General features: G+C 74.0%; 16 protein-coding genes. 10 read left to right on the top strand and 6 right to left on the bottom strand.

The annotated features are described in order from the left end of the window. Positions 1-135: 135 nt before the first annotated feature. Positions 136-1,068 carry a 3-oxoacyl-ACP reductase gene (locus ACIF80_RS25440; RefSeq protein WP_399808721.1) on the top strand — a complete coding sequence of 311 codons (933 nt, stop codon included), beginning with the start codon at positions 136-138 and terminating at the stop codon, positions 1,066-1,068. A gap of 20 nt (positions 1,069-1,088) precedes the next feature. On the opposite strand, the gene ACIF80_RS25435 is transcribed toward ACIF80_RS25440, so the two are convergent. Further along, entirely contained in the window at positions 1,089-1,700 is a 612-nt protein-coding gene (locus ACIF80_RS25435; protein ID WP_399808719.1) for a TetR family transcriptional regulator, read from the bottom strand. A 174-nt stretch (positions 1,701-1,874) separates the two neighbouring features. Between ACIF80_RS25435 and ACIF80_RS25430 the strand changes: the two genes are divergently transcribed. The 5 genes from ACIF80_RS25430 to ACIF80_RS25410 all read left to right on the top strand — a co-directional run bounded on the left by ACIF80_RS25430 (position 1,875) and on the right by ACIF80_RS25410 (position 8,261). Then, positions 1,875-3,482, top strand: a complete 1,608-nt coding sequence (locus tag ACIF80_RS25430) for an FAD-dependent oxidoreductase (protein WP_399808716.1) — start codon at positions 1,875-1,877, stop codon at positions 3,480-3,482. Between the two features lie 12 nt (positions 3,483-3,494). Continuing rightward, entirely contained in the window at positions 3,495-4,289 is a 795-nt protein-coding gene (locus tag ACIF80_RS25425) for an SDR family NAD(P)-dependent oxidoreductase (protein WP_399808713.1), read from the top strand. A gap of 79 nt (positions 4,290-4,368) precedes the next feature. After that, positions 4,369-5,988 (top strand): FadD3 family acyl-CoA ligase, encoded by a 1,620-nt coding sequence (locus tag ACIF80_RS25420; RefSeq protein ID WP_399808711.1) that lies wholly within the window; start codon positions 4,369-4,371, stop codon positions 5,986-5,988. 60 nt (positions 5,989-6,048) lie between these two features. Further along, a complete protein-coding gene (hsaA, locus tag ACIF80_RS25415; RefSeq protein WP_399808708.1) occupies positions 6,049-7,215 on the top strand; it encodes a 3-hydroxy-9,10-secoandrosta-1,3,5(10)-triene-9,17-dione monooxygenase oxygenase subunit in 1,167 nt (388 codons plus the stop codon). A 278-nt stretch (positions 7,216-7,493) separates the two neighbouring features. Continuing rightward, positions 7,494-8,261, top strand: a complete 768-nt coding sequence (locus ACIF80_RS25410) for an SDR family NAD(P)-dependent oxidoreductase (protein WP_399808705.1) — start codon at positions 7,494-7,496, stop codon at positions 8,259-8,261. 327 nt (positions 8,262-8,588) lie between these two features. On the opposite strand, the gene ACIF80_RS25405 is transcribed toward ACIF80_RS25410, so the two are convergent. The 5 genes from ACIF80_RS25405 to ACIF80_RS25385 are packed head-to-tail and all read right to left on the bottom strand — an operon-like array spanning position 8,589 to position 13,556. Next, positions 8,589-9,377 carry an SDR family oxidoreductase gene (locus ACIF80_RS25405; protein ID WP_399808702.1) on the bottom strand — a complete coding sequence of 263 codons (789 nt, stop codon included), beginning with the start codon at positions 9,375-9,377 and terminating at the stop codon, positions 8,589-8,591. Between the two features lie 46 nt (positions 9,378-9,423). Next, positions 9,424-10,497: an acyl-CoA dehydrogenase family protein gene (locus ACIF80_RS25400; RefSeq protein ID WP_399808699.1), complete on the bottom strand. Its 1,074-nt coding sequence runs from the start codon at positions 10,495-10,497 to the stop codon at positions 9,424-9,426. A gap of 40 nt (positions 10,498-10,537) precedes the next feature. Further along, positions 10,538-11,524 carry an acyl-CoA dehydrogenase family protein gene (locus ACIF80_RS25395; RefSeq protein WP_399808696.1) on the bottom strand — a complete coding sequence of 329 codons (987 nt, stop codon included), beginning with the start codon at positions 11,522-11,524 and terminating at the stop codon, positions 10,538-10,540. Next, positions 11,524-12,699, bottom strand: coding sequence for an acyl-CoA dehydrogenase family protein (locus ACIF80_RS25390; RefSeq protein ID WP_399808693.1), 1,176 nt, complete (start codon positions 12,697-12,699; stop codon positions 11,524-11,526). The genes ACIF80_RS25395 and ACIF80_RS25390 overlap by 1 nt, the downstream gene beginning before the upstream one ends. Then, positions 12,699-13,556 (bottom strand): enoyl-CoA hydratase, encoded by an 858-nt coding sequence (locus tag ACIF80_RS25385; RefSeq protein ID WP_399808690.1) that lies wholly within the window; start codon positions 13,554-13,556, stop codon positions 12,699-12,701. Before ACIF80_RS25385 ends, ACIF80_RS25390 begins: the two co-directional genes overlap by 1 nt. A gap of 46 nt (positions 13,557-13,602) precedes the next feature. Between ACIF80_RS25385 and ACIF80_RS25380 the strand changes: the two genes are divergently transcribed. Genes ACIF80_RS25380 through ACIF80_RS25365 form a run of 4 tightly spaced genes read left to right on the top strand, consistent with a single transcriptional unit; the run spans position 13,603 to position 17,340 of the window. Further along, a complete protein-coding gene (locus tag ACIF80_RS25380) occupies positions 13,603-14,769 on the top strand; it encodes an acyl-CoA dehydrogenase family protein (protein ID WP_399808687.1) in 1,167 nt (388 codons plus the stop codon). Continuing rightward, positions 14,766-15,551: an SDR family oxidoreductase gene (locus tag ACIF80_RS25375; protein ID WP_399808684.1), complete on the top strand. Its 786-nt coding sequence runs from the start codon at positions 14,766-14,768 to the stop codon at positions 15,549-15,551. Before ACIF80_RS25380 ends, ACIF80_RS25375 begins: the two co-directional genes overlap by 4 nt. Then, positions 15,548-16,150 carry a TetR/AcrR family transcriptional regulator gene (locus ACIF80_RS25370; protein WP_399808682.1) on the top strand — a complete coding sequence of 201 codons (603 nt, stop codon included), beginning with the start codon at positions 15,548-15,550 and terminating at the stop codon, positions 16,148-16,150. Before ACIF80_RS25375 ends, ACIF80_RS25370 begins: the two co-directional genes overlap by 4 nt. A gap of 32 nt (positions 16,151-16,182) precedes the next feature. After that, positions 16,183-17,340, top strand: a complete 1,158-nt coding sequence (locus tag ACIF80_RS25365; RefSeq protein WP_399808680.1) for an acetyl-CoA C-acetyltransferase — start codon at positions 16,183-16,185, stop codon at positions 17,338-17,340. Positions 17,341-17,423 lie beyond the last annotated feature (83 nt).

Here is a 17,423-nt window from a genome sequence, read left to right as displayed (position 1 = left end):
GGGGCCCACTCAACGGGACACCACCGGATCGAAAACTGGAATCGGTACTAGTTTCGCGGGCGAGGCGCACCCCATCGGCAGGCATGAGGTGCGCCGGCACATCCATCCGCCCGACGGAACACGGAAAGAGGCAGCATGAGCTCGACGAACACCCTGGAGGGGCGTACCGCCGTCGTCACCGGTGCGGGGGCGGGACTCGGCCGTGCCGAGGCGCTCGCGCTCGCGGGCCTCGGCGCCGACGTGGTGGTCAACGACGTCGGCCCGGCGGCCGACGACGTGGTCGCCGAGATCAAGGCCCTGGGCGGGGGCGCGGTGGCGGTGACCGGTGACGTCGGGGACTGGTCCATGGGCGACCGCCTGGTGGAGGCAGCCGTGGAGACCTTCGGCGGCCTCGACATCGTCGTCAACAACGCGGGCGTGCTGCGCGACAGGATGCTGTTCAACCTGACCGAGTCCGACTGGGACGACGTCATCCGCGTCCATCTCAAGGGCCACGCCGGCCTCTCCCGTGCCGCCGCCGTGCACTGGCGCGCGGCCTCCAAGGCGTCCGGCGGCCCCGTCTACGGCCGGGTCGTCAACACCTCCTCCGAGGCCTTCCTGTTCGGCGCCCCCGGCCAGCCGAACTACTCCGCGGCCAAGGCCGGGATCACCGCGCTCACCCTGGCCACCGCCCAGGGCCTGGCCCGCTACGGCGTGCGCGCCAACGCCATCTGCCCGCGCGCCCGCACCGCCATGACCGCCGACTCCTTCGGCGAGGGCGTGAACGCGCCGGGCGGCCTCGACATCATGGCCCCCGAGCGGGTCGCCACCCTCGTGGCCCACCTGGCCTCACCGGCCGCCGACGGGATCAGCGGGCAGGTCTTCGTCGTCTACGGCGACATGGTCGCCCTGCTCGCACCGCCCACCGTGGAACACAAGTTCACCGCCGCCGACGGCACCTTCACCCCGCAGGAGCTCGACGCCCAGCTGACGCCGTACTTCAGCGGCCGTGACCCGTACCGGACCTACGCGGCCTACAGCGTCGCCGGACTCGACACGACGGGGACGCAGCAGACGCCGACGGGCTGAAGACCCCGGTCGCCGGCGGGTCAGACCCCGTCGTCCCCGGGGGCGAGCAGCAGCCGGCAGGCCAGCCGCAGGTCGGCGTCGGCCTCCTCCGGGGTGATCCGCTCGTTGAGCCGGGACTGCAGTACGCCGTACCAGAGCAGGGTCAGCAGCCTCAGCCGGGCCACATGGTGCTCCGTGGGCCGTTCGACCCCCCAGGCCCGCATCAGCAGGTCGAGGAAGCCCGTGTCGACCCGCTCCAGGTCGGGGACGGCCGAGGCGCGGGCGGAGTTCGCCGACTGGATCATCGCGGTGGCGAGCGCCGGCCGGCGCAGCAGATTGCGGGTGGCGCCGGCCAGCGTCGCGAAGACGGCGTCCTCCGGCGACCCGTGCGCGGCGCGGCCGGGCAGCCGCGCGCCGAATTCCTCGATCTGATCGGCCATCGCGGCCGTGAACAGGTGGGTCTTGGACGGGAAGTACCGGTACAGGGTGCCGATCGCCACCCCCGCGGACCTGGCCACCTCGTGCATCTGCACCCGCTCGAGCCCCGTCTCGGCGGCGATGTCCGCCGCCGCCCGGAGGATGTTCTGGCGGCGTGCGTACTGCCGGGGCGAACTGGGCTCCGCCCCCGCCCTGGCCTCGGCGATCCTGGGCACGCTCTTCCTCCACACGCTGGGTCGCGGCAACGGCCTTCGACAATACGCGCGGCGCGGTCGTCACGGCAGGTGCTGTCCGTCCCTCCGTACCGGTCAGTGGGACCGCTCCCGTCCCCACCGCCGCCGGCGGGGTCTGCTGAAGCCCCACACCACCGACGGGCAGGAGAGGCATCCATGCGGGACGGCCGAGGAGGAGACGACGCCACCCACGACGTGATCGTCGTCGGGTCCGGCGCGGGAGCGATGACCGGGGCCCTGGTGGCCGCCGCGGACGGCCTGGACACGGTCGTCCTGGAACGGACGGAGCTGCTCGGCGGGACCTCCGCGTACTCCGGGGCCGCCTGCTGGCTGCCCGGCACCCAGGTGCAGGAACGGGCGGGCCTCGGCGACTCCACCGAAGCGGCCCGCGCCTACCTGCGCGCCCTCGTCGGCGACGCCGGGGCGGACCGCCGGGAGGCCTTCCTGCGGCACGCGCCCGAGCTGGTCGCCCGGCTCGAACGCGACCCGGCCGTGGAGTTCGAGTGGTCCGCCTTCCCCGACTACTTCGCCGCCCCCGGCCGGATGGACGCCGGACGCTCCTTCATGCCACGCGACCTGTCGCCGGACCTGCTGGGCGACCTGCTGCCCCTGGTCCGCCCGGCGGTCGACCGGGACCGCGCGGGCCAGGGGCACCCCGACGGGCCGCTGATCGCGGGCCGCGCCCTGATCGGCCGCCTCCTGCTCGCCGCCACCCGCACCGGGAACGCGACCGTGCGCACCGGGCACCGGGTCACCGGACTGGTCACCGAGAACGGGCGGGTGACCGGGGTCGAGGCCGAGACCGCGCACGGCACGGTCACCGTACGGGCCCGGCGCGGCGTGCTGCTGGCCGCGGGCGGCTTCGAGGGCGACGACGCGCTGCGCGCGGAGCACGGGGTGGCGGGCGGGGCGGCATGGACCATGGCGCCCCGCGGAGCCACCACCGGCGACCTGCTGCGCGCCGCCGTCCGCATCGGTGCCGCCACCGACCTCATGGACGAGGCCTGGTGGTGCCCCGGCACCGAACGGCCGGACGGCACGGCCGCGTTCACCCTCGGCCTGCGCAGCGGCATCGCCGTGGACGGCTCCGGACGCCGCTTCGCCAACGAGTCACTGCCGTACGACCGCATGGGCCGCGCCCTCGCCGCCGCCCGGACGCCCGTCCACCTCGTCTTCGACTCCCGCGAGGGCGGCTCCCTCCCCGCCATCGCCCTGCCGCCCGCCGACCCCGCGGAGCACCTGGCGGCCGGCACCTGGGCGCGGGCCGACTCGCTGCCGGAACTCGCCCACCGCATCGGCGTCCCGGCCGACGCCCTGACCGACACCGTCGCACGCTTCAACGGCCACGCCGCCACCGGCACCGATACCGACTACCACCGCGGCGAGGACCCCTACGACCGGTTCTTCGCCGACCCCCGCGACGCCCCCGGACCCAACCCCTGCCTGGTCCCGCTCGACCGCCCGCCCTACTACGCGGCCCGCCTGGTCCTCGCCGACCTCGGCACCAAGGGCGGACTGCGCACCGACGCCCACGCCCGCGTCCTCGACACCGACGACCGCCCCGTACCGGGCCTGTACGCCGCGGGCAACACCAGCGCGTCCTTCACGGGCCGGGTCTATCCGGGCCCCGGCGTCCCCATCGGCAGCGCCATGGTCTTCGCCTCGCTGGCCGTGCGGGACATGGCGCTCCCGGCCAGTGGGATCTCCGGCGGCGCCCCCGGCGGCGGGCGTTCTACGGTCACGGCACCGCCGGGCCAGGACTGAGAGAGGTACTCGATGATCGACAAGAACGTGTACGGGCCGTGGGCGGTCGTCGCGGGCGGCTCCGAGGGCGTCGGCGCCTCGTTCGCCGAACTGCTCGCGGACGCCGGGATCAACCTGGTCCTCATCGCCCGCAAGCCCGGCCCGCTGCGGGAGACCGCCGACCGGGCCCGCGCCCGGGGCGTCGAGGTCCGCACCCTCGCCCTCGACCTGCTCGACCCCGGAGCCCTGACGACGGTCCGCTCGGTCACCGACGACCTGGAGGTCGGCCTGCTGATCTTCAACGCGGGAGCCAACTCCTACGGCCACGAGTTCGTCACCGGCGACCTCGACCGCGTCCAGGGCGTCCTGGACCTGAACATCACCGCGCAGCTCGCCCTCACCCACCACTTCGGGGCCCTGATGAAGGAGCGGCGCCGCGGCGGCATCGTGCTGGTCGGCTCGCTCTCCGGCTTCATGGGCCAGGCGCGGATCAGCGTCTACTCGGCGGCCAAGGCCTTCGGCCGCGTCTTCGCCGAGGGCCTGTGGCTGGAACTGCGGGAGTACGGCGTGCACGTCCTCGAACTGGTCCTGGGAGTGACCCGGACCCCCGCGATGGAACGCGCCGGACTGCGCATGGACCTGCCCGGCCTCCGGGTCGCCGAACCGGACGACGTCGCCCGGGAGGGGCTGGAACACCTCGCCGACGGACCCGTGTGGGTCGCCGGGGGCAACGCCCAGACCGCCGAGCGGCGCAGCGGCTTCCCCCGCGCCGAACTGGTCCTCGACGCGCACGAGGCGTCCCAGCGGCTGCTGCCCTCGTCCTCCTGACCGGGGAGCGGCGCACCTCCGCGCGCCGCCGGCCCGCCACCCGTACCGACCGCGCACGCCGTTCCCTCCCGGAGAGCAGATGAGCGAGACCGACCCCCCACTGACGATTCCCGGCGTCCTCGGCCTCGCCGTGGACCGCGCCCCCGACCGGGAGGCGCTGGTGGACGGCGATGTGCGGCTGACCTGGGCGCAGTTGCGCGACCAGGTGCGGGCGGCCGTGAAATCGCTGCTCGCGCTCGGCACGCGGCGCGGCGACCGGATCGCCGTCTGGGCACCCAACAGCCACCGCTGGGTGGTGGCCGCGCTCGCCGTCGCCTCGGCCGGGGCGGTACTGGTCCCCGTCAACACGCGCTACAAGGGCGCCGAGGCGCGCTGGCTCCTGGAACGCGGCGCGGCTCGGCTGCTGTTCGTCGAGAACGGCTTCCTCGGCAAGGACTACCTGGCCATGCTGGGCGAGGGCGAGGGCGAGGGCGAGGGCGAGGGCGAGGAAGCCGGGGAAGAGGCGCGTCCGGTGCCGTCCCTGCCCGGGCTGGCCCGGGTGGTGACCCTCGACGGCGGCGAACGCCCCGGCACCCTGCCGTGGGAGGACTTCCTCACCCACGGCGCTCACCTGCCGGACACCGACGTCACCGTGCGCACCGCGTCCGTGCGTCCCGACGACCCGTCCGACCTGCTCTTCACCTCGGGCACGACCGGCCGGCCCAAGGGCGCGCTGACCACGCACCGGCAGAACCTCACCACCTACCGGGCCTGGAGCGGACGGACCGGACTCACCGGCGACGACCGCTACCTGATCATCAACCCGCTGTTCCACTGCTTCGGCTACAAGGCCGGTGTCCTGGCCTGCCTGCTGCGGGGCGCCACGTTGGTGCTGCAACCGGTGTTCGACGTGCGCCGGGCCCTGCGCGCCGTCGAGGCCGAACGGATCACCGTCCTGCCCGGCCCGCCCACGATCTACACCGAACTCCTGGACGCCCCCGAAAGAGAGCACTACGACCTGTCGTCGCTGCGTCTCGCCGTGACCGGGGCCGCCGTCGTGCCGGTCGCCCTGGTCCGGCGCATGCGGTCCGAGCTGTTCCCCGAGGTGCTCACCGCCTACGGCCTGACCGAGTGCTGCGGCACGGTCACCGCCTGCTCCGCGGACGACGACGCGGAAACCGTGGCCCTGACCGCGGGCCGTCCCATCGACGGCGTCGAGGTGCGGATCACCGACGGCGACCGGCGTCCGCTGCCCGCCGGCCGGGACGGCGAGATCATGGTGCGCGGCCACAACGTGATGCTCGGCTACCTGGACGACCCGGCGGCGAGCGCGGCGGCCGTCGACGCGGACGGCTGGCTGACCACCGGCGACGTCGGCCACCTCGACGAGCGCGGCAACCTGGTCGTCACCGGCCGCTCGAAGGACATGTTCGTGGTCGGCGGGTTCAACGTCTATCCGGCGGAGGTCGAGCAGGTGCTCGCCGGGCACGACGCCGTCGCGGAGGCCGCCGTGGTCGGCGTCCCCGACGCACGGCTCGGGGAGGTCGGGCGGGCGTACGTGACGGCCCGGCCCGGCACCGGGGCCGACCCGGACGCCCTCGTCGGCTGGTGCCGCGAGCGGCTCGCGAACTTCAAGGTCCCCCGCGAGGTCGTCGTCCTGAGGGCGCTCCCGCGCAACGCCTCCGGCAAGGTCGACAAGGCGGCGCTGCGCACCGACTGACGGACGCGGCGCCGCGACGCGCCGCACGGACACGGCTCGCGAGGGCCGGAAGGACGGACGATGGGCAATCAGGTTCTGGAGTCGGTGCGCGCCCTGCTGCCGGCCATCGGGGAACGGGCCGTCGCCGCGGACGAGGCGCGGCGCATACCGGAGTCCACGGTCCGTGAGCTGACCGGGGCCGGCGTGTTCCGGATGCTGCAGCCGGCCCGGTACGGCGGCCTGGAGGCCGATCCGGCCGACTTCTACCAGGTGGTGCGGGAGATCTCCGCGGTGTGCTGCTCCACCGGCTGGGTGGCGTCGGTCCTGGGCGTGCACTCCTGGCAGCTGGGCCTGTTCCCGCGCCGGGCGCAGGACGACGTCTGGGGCGACGACCCGGACGCCCGCGTCTCCTCCTCGTACGCGCCGGTGGGCCGGCTCACGCCCGTCGACGGCGGCTACCGGCTCACCGGCCGGTGGGGCTTCTCCTCGGGCTGCGAGCACGCCACGTGGGCCCTGCTGGGCGCCCTGGTCGTCGGCGCGAAGGGGCGGCCGGTGGACTTCCTCACCGTCCTGGTGCCCCGGTCCGACTACACCATCGAGGACATGTGGGACGTCGTCGGACTGCGCGGCACCGCCAGCAACGACATCCTCGTCGAGTCGGCGTTCGTGCCCGCCCACCGGGTGCTGCGCAACTACGAGCAGGCCCAGTTGAAGGTACCGGGGCAGCAGGTCAACAAGGGGCCGCTGTACCGGCTGCCGTTCGGGGCGATCTTCACGAGCGCCGTCACGGCACCGGTGATCGGAGCCGTGTCGGGCGGCTACGACGCGTACGTGCTGCTGATGAAGGAGCGGGTGCGGCTCAGCCTGGGCGGCGGCAGGTTCACCGAGGACCCCTTCGCCCAGGTCGCCATCGCGCGCGCCGCCTCCGACATCGACGCGACCGTCCTGCAGATGGACCGGAACCTGCGCGAGCTGTCCGCACTCGCCGCCGCGGACCAGGAGATCCCCATGGAGCTGAGGCTGCGCACCCGGCGCGACCAGGTCCGGGGCACCGAACGGGCCGTCGCCGCGATCGACCTGCTCTTCAAGACCGCCGGCGGCAACGCGCTGCGACGCGGCAACCCCATCGAGCGCGCCTGGCGCGACGCCCACGCGGGCAGCGTCCACGTCGCCAACGACGTGGAACGGGCCCTGGCCATGTACGGCCGCGGGGCCTTCGGCCTCACGGTGGAGGACAACCTGGTCTGAGGAAGGCCGCCCCGGCCCGCGGGTGATGCGGCCGGGGCGCGCGCGTACGCCGTGGGTCCGGCGCACACCACGCTCACCGGCGGCGCGACGGTCGCGGTGTGCCACGCGCCGACACCGGTGCAGGGCCGGTACGGGATGAGCGGTGCAGCCGTGCAGCCGCGGACCGCCGTCAGCCGCGACGCACCGGGACCGGCCGGCAGGTCCCCCCGCACCACCGGAATTTCCGCCGGGCGTCCGGACGGCCGGCCGCCCGGCGGCGGAGCGCAAGGAGAGAAGGCATGCAGCTCGAAGGACGTGTGGCGATCGTCACCGGCGCCGGAGACGGAATCGGCGCCGCGGTGGCCCGGCGGTTCGCCGCCGAGGGGGCCAGGGTGCTGGTCGCGGAGGTGAACGAGGAGACCGGCCGTGCCACGGCCGACGAGATCGGTGGCCGCTTCGTGCACACCGACGTCGGCGACAAGGCGCAGGTGCTGGCGATGGTCGACACCGCGGTGCGGGAGTGGGGCGGCGTCGACATCCTGGTCAACAACGCCTGGGCGACCGGCGACCTCGGACGGGTCGAGAACAAGACCGACGAGATGCTGTCCCGCGGTCTGGGCATCGGCTTCTACGGACCGTTCTGGGCGATGCGGGCGGCCTTCCCGCACATGAGGGAGCGGGGATGGGGGCGGGTCATCAACATGTGCAGCCTCAACGGCGTGAACGCCCACATGGGGACCCTGGAGTACAACGCCGCCAAGGAGGCCCTGCGCACCCTCACCCGGACCGCCGCCCGCGAGTGGGCCCCGACCGGGATCGTGGTCAACGCCGTCTGCCCCGGCGCGAAGAGCGCGGCCTACCGGCTGAGGATGAGCGAAAACCCCGAACTGGAGAAGCAGGTCGGTGCCATGAACCCCATGGGCCGGATCGGTGACCCCGACCTGGACATCGCCCCGGCGGCGTTGTTCCTCGCGGGCGAGGGCGCGCGCTACGTCACCGGAAACACGCTCTTCGTCGACGGCGGCTCGCACATCAACGGAGTCGCCTGGGCCCCCGACCTGCCGTGACCTCGCCCGCGCGAAGCCCGTCGCCGCCGCCCGGTCGTGCCGGAGGCCCGGACGGCCGGGCGCTCGGACGGACGGGTGGCCGGCACCTGCCCGGCGACCCGCCCGGCCGGGACGCCGGCACGGCCGCCCGGGTGAGCCGCGCGCGACGGCCCCACGGCGAGCGATCACGACGGCCCTGCAGTGCGTGGACACGCCGGGGGCCCGGGAGGGCGCGGCTCACCCGGGCCCCCGGCCGGTTCTTCCGTCTTCGGCGCTCACCGGCGTCGTACCGCGGGGCCCTGGCTGCCGCGCCGCCCGTGCCGCGGGGCGCGGCAGCCGAGGCCCCCTTCACCCCTGCCCGCCGGCCGACTTCGCGGCGAGGTAGCGGGCCGGGAACTCCCCGCCCCCGTGCACCGCGAGATCGGCGCCGTTGACGTAGCCGGCCAGATCGCTCGCGAGGAACAGACAGGCGCGGGCGACGTCCGCAGGGACGGCCATCCGCTCCATCGGGATGACGCCGGCCACTGAGGCGCCGCCGTCCGCCCCGTACACCGAGGCCGCGTTCTCGGTGCGGATCAGCCCGGTGGTGATGTGGTTGACCCGCACCTCCGGCGCCCACTCCAGGGCCAGCGCCTTGGTGAGGGCCAGCAGCCCCGCCTTGGCGGCCGTGTACGCGGCGGTGCCCGGCTGCGGGTCGTGGGCGGAGACGCTGCCGATGTTGACGACCGAGCCGCCGCCCGGCCGGCCCCGCATGACGCGGTGGGCCGCCTGCGCCACGTAGAACGGCGCGAGCAGATTGAGCGCGACGATCTTCTCCACGAAGCGGGGCGAGACGGTCGCCGCGTCGGCGTCCGGGGAGCCGCCCGCGTTGTTGACGAGCACGTCGAGGCGGCCGAAACGCTCCACCGTGCTGTCGACGAGCCCGGCCGCCGCCGCGGGATCGCGCACGTCGGCGGGGACGAAGACCGCCTCCCGGCCCTGTGCCGCCGGCGGGGCGTCCGGGGCGGTGCGGCCGCAGACGACGACGTCGGCCCCGGCACCGAGGAACGCCTGGGCGATGACGGCACCGATGCCCTTGGTGCCGCCGGTGACGAGCACCACGCGTCCCGTGAAGTCCAACGGGTTGCCGATGTCCATGTTTCCGGGCCTCTCCTGTTCGCTGGGGTGCGTGTTCCGTGCAGGGTCAGTGCGAGGTCAGCCCGAGCCCGGCGGCCAGCCGCGTCCGGTGCCGGGCGGGCGCGCCGAACAGCTCGCCCGCTCCGTGCGCCCGCTTGAAGTAGCGGTGCGCGTCGTGCTCCCAGGTGATGCCGATCCCGCCGTGCAGCTGGATCGTCTCGCCGGCCACGGCCGAGAACGCCTCGGAGCAGACCGACTTGGCGACGGCGGCGGCCCGCGGCAGCGCGGAGGGGTCCTCGTCGGCGGCGAAGGCGGCGCCGAGCGCGGCCGAACGCGCCGACTCCACCAGCACGTAGGCGTCCGCCAGCCGGTGCTTGACGGCCTGGAACGAGCCGATGGGGCGGCCGAACTGGACGCGGTCCCGCGCGTAGGCGACGGTGAGCTCGAGGCAGCGCCCGGCGGCGCCCACCTGCTCGGCGGCGAGCGCCGCGCAGGCCAGGTCCCGTACGTGCGCCAGGGTCCGCTCCCCGTCGCCGTCCACGCCGATCAGGTGCCCCTCGGCGCCGCTCAGGACCCACCGGGCCTGGCCACGGGTGCCGTCCATGGTGACGACGGGTTCGCGGCGTGCCCCGGCGGCGTCGACCGCCACCTCGAAGAGCGAGACCCCGGCCGCCGTACGGGCCGCGACGAGCAGCACGTCGACGCCGGGCCAGTCCAGGACGTACTCCTTGGTCCCGGTGAGAAGCCAAGTGTCCCCGGAGCCGGGCACTGCCTCCGCGCGCACCGCCGCCGCCTCCCAGGAGCCCCGCTCGGCCCAGGCCAGCGTGCCCACCGAGCGGCCCTCGGCGAGCGGCGGCAGCAGACGTCCGCAGGCCTCCTTGTCGCCGGAGGCGAGCAGCGCCCCCGCCGTGAGCACCGCCGAGCCGAGCAACGGCAGCGGACTCAGGCTCCGGCCCAGCTCCTCCATCAGTACGTGCACGTCCCGGGCGCCGCCGCCCGCGCCCCCGTACTCCTCGGGCACGGCGAGCCCGGCGACGCCGACCTGCTCGGCCAACGGCCCCCAGGCCGCGGCTCCTTCGTGCCGGGTCAGCAACGACCGTACGGCCGACCGCAGCTCTTCCTGCTCCTCCGTCAGCCTCATCGGGCTGCTCCCCTCGGTGTGGCGCGCGATGCCGCGCGCGTCAGACGGCCAGTACGCGGGCCCGGCAGGCGGCCGGGGTGCCCCAGGCGTCGCGCAGCGGGCGGGCCTTGCGGATCCACAGGGACAGGTCCAGTTCGTCGGTGTAGCCGACCGCCCCGTGCAACTGCAGCGCCGTGCGGGCGGCCCGGTAGGCGGCCTCGCCCGCCGTGACCTTGGCGGCGGCGATCTCCCGGCCCGCGTCCGGGGAGCCGGCGGCGAGCGCGAGCGCGGCGCCGTGCACCAGCGGCTCGGCGAACTCCAGGGCGACGAGGGTGTCCGCGAGCCGGTGCTTGACGGCCTGGAAGGAGCCGACGGCCACCCCGAACTGGGTGCGCTGCTTGACGTACTCGACGGTACGGGCGAGCAGCGCGCGGCCGAGGCCCAGGGACTGGGCCGCGGTGGCCAGCGCCGCCACGTCGGCCGCGTACGCGGCGGCCGAGGCCACGGCCGGGCCCTCGGCGAGAACCGTTCCGCCGGACGGCCGCGACAGGCGCCGCCCCGGGTCGGCCGAGGGTTGTACGGGGCCCGGCCGGGCCCCGACGCGCAGGGTGTCGCCGTCCACGACCAGCACCGTGTCGGCCGCGTCGGCGTCCAGGGCGTACGGGCCCAGCGCGGTCGGACAGAGGGAGACGACGGTCTTGCCGGAGGCGATGCCGGGCAGGTGGGCGCCGGCCGCGTCCGCGTCGCCGAGCCGGTCCAGCAGGGCCGCCGCCGCGACCGTCTCCACCAGCGGGCCGGGGACGGCGTGCCGCCCCAGCTCGGTGAAGGCGACGGACAGTTCGAGCGGCAGCGGGCCGAACCCGTCGTGCCGTTCCGGCACGGCCAGGGCGAACACCCCGGCTTCGGCCAGCCGCGCCCACAGGGCCCGCCCCGGGGCGTGGTCGCCGGCCGCCCAGGACCGTATCGCGGCCGGGGTGTCGCAGGAGGCGAGCAGCCCGTCGAGGGAGCGGGCGAACTCCCGCTGCTCGGCGTCGAGGAGGAACCGCATCACCGGCGTCCCTTCGGCAGGCCGAGCAGCCGCTCGGCGATGATGTCGCGCTGGATCTCGTTGGTGCCGGCGTAGATGGGCCCGGCCAGGGAGAAGGTGTAGCCCTCGGCCCAGCCGCCGTGGGCGGGGGAGTCGGGCGCGTGGTCGGCGAGTTCGCCGTACGGGCCGAGCAGGTCCAGGGCCGTCTCGTGCAGGGCGATGTCCAGCTCGGACCAGTAGATCTTGTTGAGGCTGGAGGCGGCGCCGGCCGGTCCGCCCTCGTCGTGCAGGATGCGGGAGGCGCCCGCGTAGGAGAACAGCCGGTAGGCGCGGGCGCCGATCACCGCGTCGGCGACCCGGTCGCTCAGCGCCGTGTCGGTGGGGTCGGCGTGCTCGCGCCACAGCGCGGTCAGCCGGTCGGCGGCGGTCGTGAAGCGCCCCGGGCTGCGCAGGGTGAGCCCGCGTTCGTTGCCGGTGGTGCTCATCGCGACCCGCCAGCCCCCGCCGGGCTCGCCGATCACGTCCTCGTCCGGCACGAACACGTCGTCCAGGAAGAGTTCCGCGAAGGCCGGCCTGCCGTCGAGGCGCCCGATGGGCCGCACGGTGACGCCCTCGGCGTCCAGCGGGAACATCAGGTACGTCAGCCCGTGGTGCGGCTTTTCGGCATCCGGGTCGCTGCGGAACAGGCCGAAGGCCCGGTCGGCGAAGGCGGCCCGGGACGACCAGGTCTTCTGCCCGCTCAGCAGCCAGCCGCCGTCGGTGCGCCGGGCCGTCGACTTCAGGGAGGCCAGGTCGGAACCGGACTCCGGCTCGGACCAGGCCTGGGCCCAGACGACCTCGCCGCTGGCCATCGCGGGCAGGACCCGGGCCCGCTGCTCGGCGGTGCCGTGCTCGAAGAGGGTGGGGGCGAGCAGGTTGATGCCGTTCTGACCGACCCGTCCGGGGGCGCCGGCGGCGAAGTACTCCTCCTCGAAGATCAGCCAGTGCAGGATCGAAGCGCCCCGCCCGCCGTACTCCTCGGGCCAGGACACCACCGACCAGCGGTCGGCGGACAGTTCGGCCTCCCAGCTCCGGTGGGCGGCGAAGCCCTCGGCGCTCTCCAGGGACGGCAGGGGAGTGGCCGGCACATGGGCGGCCAGCCAGTCGCGGACCTCGGCGCGGAACGCCTCGTCCGCCTCGCTGAAGTCGAGGTCCATCAGCCGCCCGCCTTCTTCATCGCGCGGATGTCCATGCCGCCGAGCGCGTCGGTCGCGGTCTCGGCGTTGTGCGCGTGCGCCAGGTGGTGCAGGCCGAACACCGAGTCCATGCCGGTGTGCAGCCCCTGCAGATCCTCGGCCTGGTTGACGGCGCGCTTGGTCAGGGCGAGACCGAGGCGTGGCATCTCGGCGATCCGCAGCGCCAGCTCCTGTGTGCGTTCCGCCAGTTCCTCGCGGGGGACGACACGGTTGACCATGCCGACCTCGTAGGCGCGCCGTGCGCTCATGCGGTCGCCGGTGAAGAGGAACTCCTTGGCGATGCGCGGCGGCATCACCCACGGGTGGGCGAAGTACTCGACACCCGGGATGCCCATCCGCACCACCGGGTCGGCGAAGAACGCGTCCTCCGAGGCCACGATCAGGTCGCACACCCAGGCGAGCATCAGACCGCCCGCCACACAGGCACCCTGCACGGACGCGACGAGCGGCTTGGGCAGCTCGCGCCAGCGGCGGCACATGCCGAGGTACACCTCGGACTCGCGGGCGTAGCGGCTCTCCGCGCCCTCCTTGTCCGAGTGGTCCCACCACAGTCCGGCCCTGCGCTCGAACGGCAGGTGGGCGTCCCGTTCGGGGGTGCCGATGTCGTGGCCGGCGGAGAAGTGCTTGCCCGCTCCCGCCAGGACGACGGTCTTCACCTCGTTGTCCTCGGCCGCGCGGTAGAACGCCCGGTCCAGGGCGTAGGTCATCGCGGAGTTCTGGGCGTTGCGGTAGTCGGGCCGGTTCATGGTGACCGTCGCGACCGGGCCCCGCTTCTCGTAGCGCACGGGTTCGTTGGGTTCGTCGTGGGCAGCGGACATCGCGCCCTCCTTCCCTAACAAGTGTTTGGTAGATTAACGTAACGGCATGAGCAGCGTCGAGGAGTTCCGCACCGAGATCCGCGGCTGGCTGGCCGCCCACCTCACCGGCGCCTTCGCGAGCCTGCGAGGCCGCGGCGGGCCCGGTCGTGAGCACGAGGCCTTCACCGAACGGCTCGAGTGGGAACGGCACATGGCCGCCGCCGGCTGGACCTGCGTCGGCTGGCCCGAGGAGTACGGCGGCCGGGGCGCGACCATCGAGCAGCAGGTCGCCTTCCATGAGGAGTACGCCCTGGCCGACGCTCCCGCCCGGGTCAACCACATAGGCGAGCAACTGCTCGGCCCGACCCTGGTGGCCTTCGGCACCCCCGAGCAGCGGGCCCGCTTCCTGCCGCCGATCGTCGCCGCCGAGGAACTGTGGTGCCAGGGCTACAGCGAGCCCGACGCGGGCTCCGACCTGGCGAACGTACGGACCAGGGCCGAGCGCGAAGGCGACGACTGGGTGGTCACCGGGCAGAAGATCTGGACGTCACTCGCCCACGAGTCGCAGTGGTGCTTCGTGATCGCCCGCACCGAGCCGGGCTCGTCCCGCCACAAGGGCCTGTCCTACCTCCTGGTCCCGCTCGACCAGCCGGGCGTCGAGGTCCGGCCCATCACCCAGCTCACCGGCACCTCCGAGTTCAACGAGGTCTTCTTCGACGGCGCCCGCACCCGCGCCGAACACGTCGTCGGCGCCCCCGGCGACGGCTGGCGCGTGGCCATGGCCACCCTCGGCTTCGAACGCGGCGTCTCCACCCTCGGCCAGCAGGTCGGCTTCCGCCGCGAACTGGAAACCCTCATCGGCCTGGCCCGGCGCAACGGCGCGGCGGACGACCCGCTGATCCGCGACCGCCTCGCCCGCGCCTGGACCGGCCTGGAGACCATCCGCTGCAACGCCCTGCGCATGCTCGACGGCGTGGCCGCCGGCGCACCCGGACCGGAGGCGTCCATCGGCAAGATCTTCTGGGCCACCTGGCACCGGGAACTGGGCGAACTCGCCATGGACGTGTGCGGCGCCGGCGGCATGGTCGCCGCCGGGGAGCCGTACGACCTCGACGGCTGGCAGCGCCTGTTCCTCTTCTCCCGCTCCGACACCATCTACGCCGGGTCGAACGAGATCCAGCGCACCATCATCGCCGAGCGCGTCCTCGGCCTGCCCAAGGAGATCCGCCCGTGACCCCCCAGCCGCCCTACGTACCGGGGCACTCCCTCCTGGCCGGACGCACCGCGGTGATCACCGCCGCCGCGGGCGCCGGGATCGGCGGAGCCACTGCCCGCAGGTTCCTCGAGGAGGGCGCCCGGATCGTCATCGGCGACGCCCACGAACGCCGCCTGAAGGAGAGCGCCGCCGCCCTCGCCGAGGAGTTCGGCGCGGACAACGTCGCCGCACTGCCCTGCGACGTCACCGACCAGCAGCAGGTCGACGCCCTGTTCGCGCTCGCCGCCGAGCGCCACGGCGGCCTCGACGCCGTCGTCAACAACGCCGGGCTCGGCGGCACCGCCGACCTCGTCGACATGAGCGACGACCAGTGGTCCAAGGTCCTCGACGTCACCCTGAACGGCACCTTCCGCTGCACCCGCACCGCCCTGCGCCACCTCAAGGAGCAGGACACCGGCGGCGTCGTCGTCAACAACGCCTCCGTCATCGGCTGGCGAGCCCAGCGCGGCCAGGCCCACTACGCCGCCGCCAAGGCCGGCGTCATGGCCCTGACCCGGTGTGCCGCCCTGGAGGCCGCCGACTTCGGCGTACGCGTCAACGCCGTCGCCCCGAGCCTCGCCATGCACCCGCACCTGGTGAAGGTCACCACCCCCGAACTCCTGGCCGACCTCACCGAACGCGAGGCCTTCGGCCGGTACGCCGAACCCTGGGAGATCGCCAACGTCATCGTCTTCCTGGCCAGCGGATACTCCTCGTACATGACCGGGGAGACCGTCTCCGTCAGCAGCCAGAGAGCATGAGCACCATGACCGGACACGCCAACGCCGAACGACGCGCCGAACTCCTGGCCACCGCCGCCCAGGTCTTCGCCGACCAGGGCTACAACGCCACCACCGTCCGCCGCATCGCGGACGCCGCCGGGATGCTCGCGGGCAGCCTCTACTACCACTTCGACTCCAAGGAGTCGATGCTGGACGAGATCCTCTCCGCCTTCCTGGACGAGCTGTGGGCGGGCTACGACACCGTCCTCGCCGCCGGACTCGGCCCCCGCGAGACCATCGAGGCCCTCGTCACCGAGTCCTTCCGGCAGATCGACCGGCACGGCCCCGCGGTCGCCATCTACCAGAAGGAGTCCAGGCACCTCTCCGCCCAGCCGCGCTTCGGCTATCTCGCCGACTCCCAGGTGAAGTTCGAGAATGCCTGGCTGCGCACCCTGGAACGCGGTGTCGCCGGGAATGCCTTCCGCGGCGACCTGGACGTGCGGCTCGTCTACCGGTTCGTCCGCGACACCGTGTGGGTGGCCGCCTCCTGGTACCGCCCCGGCGGCACCCACAGCCCGGAGGAGATCGCCCGCCAGTACCTCTCCATGGTCCTGGAAGGCATCACCCCACGCACCTGACACCCCATCACGCCCCTTACGAAGGAGCAGTCATGGCCGAGGCCTACATAGTCGAAGCGGTCCGCACCCCCGTCGGCCGGCGCAAGGGCGGCCTGTCCGCCGTCCACCCCGCCGACCTCGGGGCGCACGTCATCAAGGCGCTGGTCGAACGCACCGGCATCGACCCGGCAGCCGTCGACGACGTCGTCCTCGGCTGCCTGGACACCGTCGGCCCGCAGGCCGGGAACATCGCCCGCACCGCGTGGCTCGCCGCGGGCCTGCCCGAGGAGGTGCCCGGCACCACCGTCGACCGCCAGTGCGGCTCCTCCCAGCAGGCCGTCCACTTCGCCGCCCAGGGCGTGCTCTCCGGCACCCAGGACCTGGTCGTCGCGGGCGGCACCCAGAACATGTCGATGATCCCCATCGCCTTCGCCAGCCGCCAGGCCGCCGAACCCCTCGGGCTCACCGACGGCCCCTACGCGGGCTCCGAGGGCTGGCGCGCCCGCTACGGCGACGCGCCCGTCAACCAGTTCCACGGCGCCGAACTCATCGCCGAGAAGTGGGGGATCAGCCGCCGGGACATGGAGGAGTTCGCCCTGCGCTCGCACCAGCGGGCCCTGCGCGCCATCGACGAGGGCCGCTTCGACCGCGAGACCGTCGCCTACGGCGACGTCACCGTGGACGAGGGCCCGCGCCGCGACACCTCGCTGGAGAAGATGGCCGGTCTCAAAACGGTCGTCGAGGGCGGCCGGCTCACCGCCGGCGTCTCCTCCCAGGTCTCCGACGGCGCCTCCGCGCTGCTCATCGCCTCCGAACGGGCCGTCGCCGAACACGGCCTCACCCCGCGCGCCCGCGTCCACCACCTGTCGGTGCGCGGCGAGGACCCGATCCGCATGCTGTCGGCGCCCATCCCGGCGACGGCGTACGCGCTGAAGAAGGCCGGGATGTCCATCGACGACATCGACCTGGTCGAGATCAACGAGGCGTTCGCCCCGGTCGTCCTGGCCTGGCTGAAGGAGACCGGCGCCGACCCGGACAAGGTCAACGTCAACGGCGGTGCCATCGCCCTCGGCCACCCGCTGGGCGCCACCGGCACCAAGCTGATGACGACCCTCCTGCACGAACTGGAGCGCACCGGCGGCCGCTACGGCCTGCAGACCATGTGCGAGGGCGGCGGCCTGGCCAACGTCACCATCATCGAACGCCTCTGAGGGGCCCCGTGCCGTCCCCGGTCCCGCGCCCCGGTGCTGCCGGTTGAACCCGCCCGGCGGTCACAGGCCCCCGTGAGCCCGTG

This window comes from Streptomyces sp. NPDC085927, from assembly GCF_044540975.1.
GTDB lineage: Bacteria > Actinomycetota > Actinomycetes > Streptomycetales > Streptomycetaceae > Streptomyces > Streptomyces hirsutus.
Note: the sequence above shows the minus strand (reverse complement) of the source record. Positions and strands in the feature narration are given on the sequence as shown.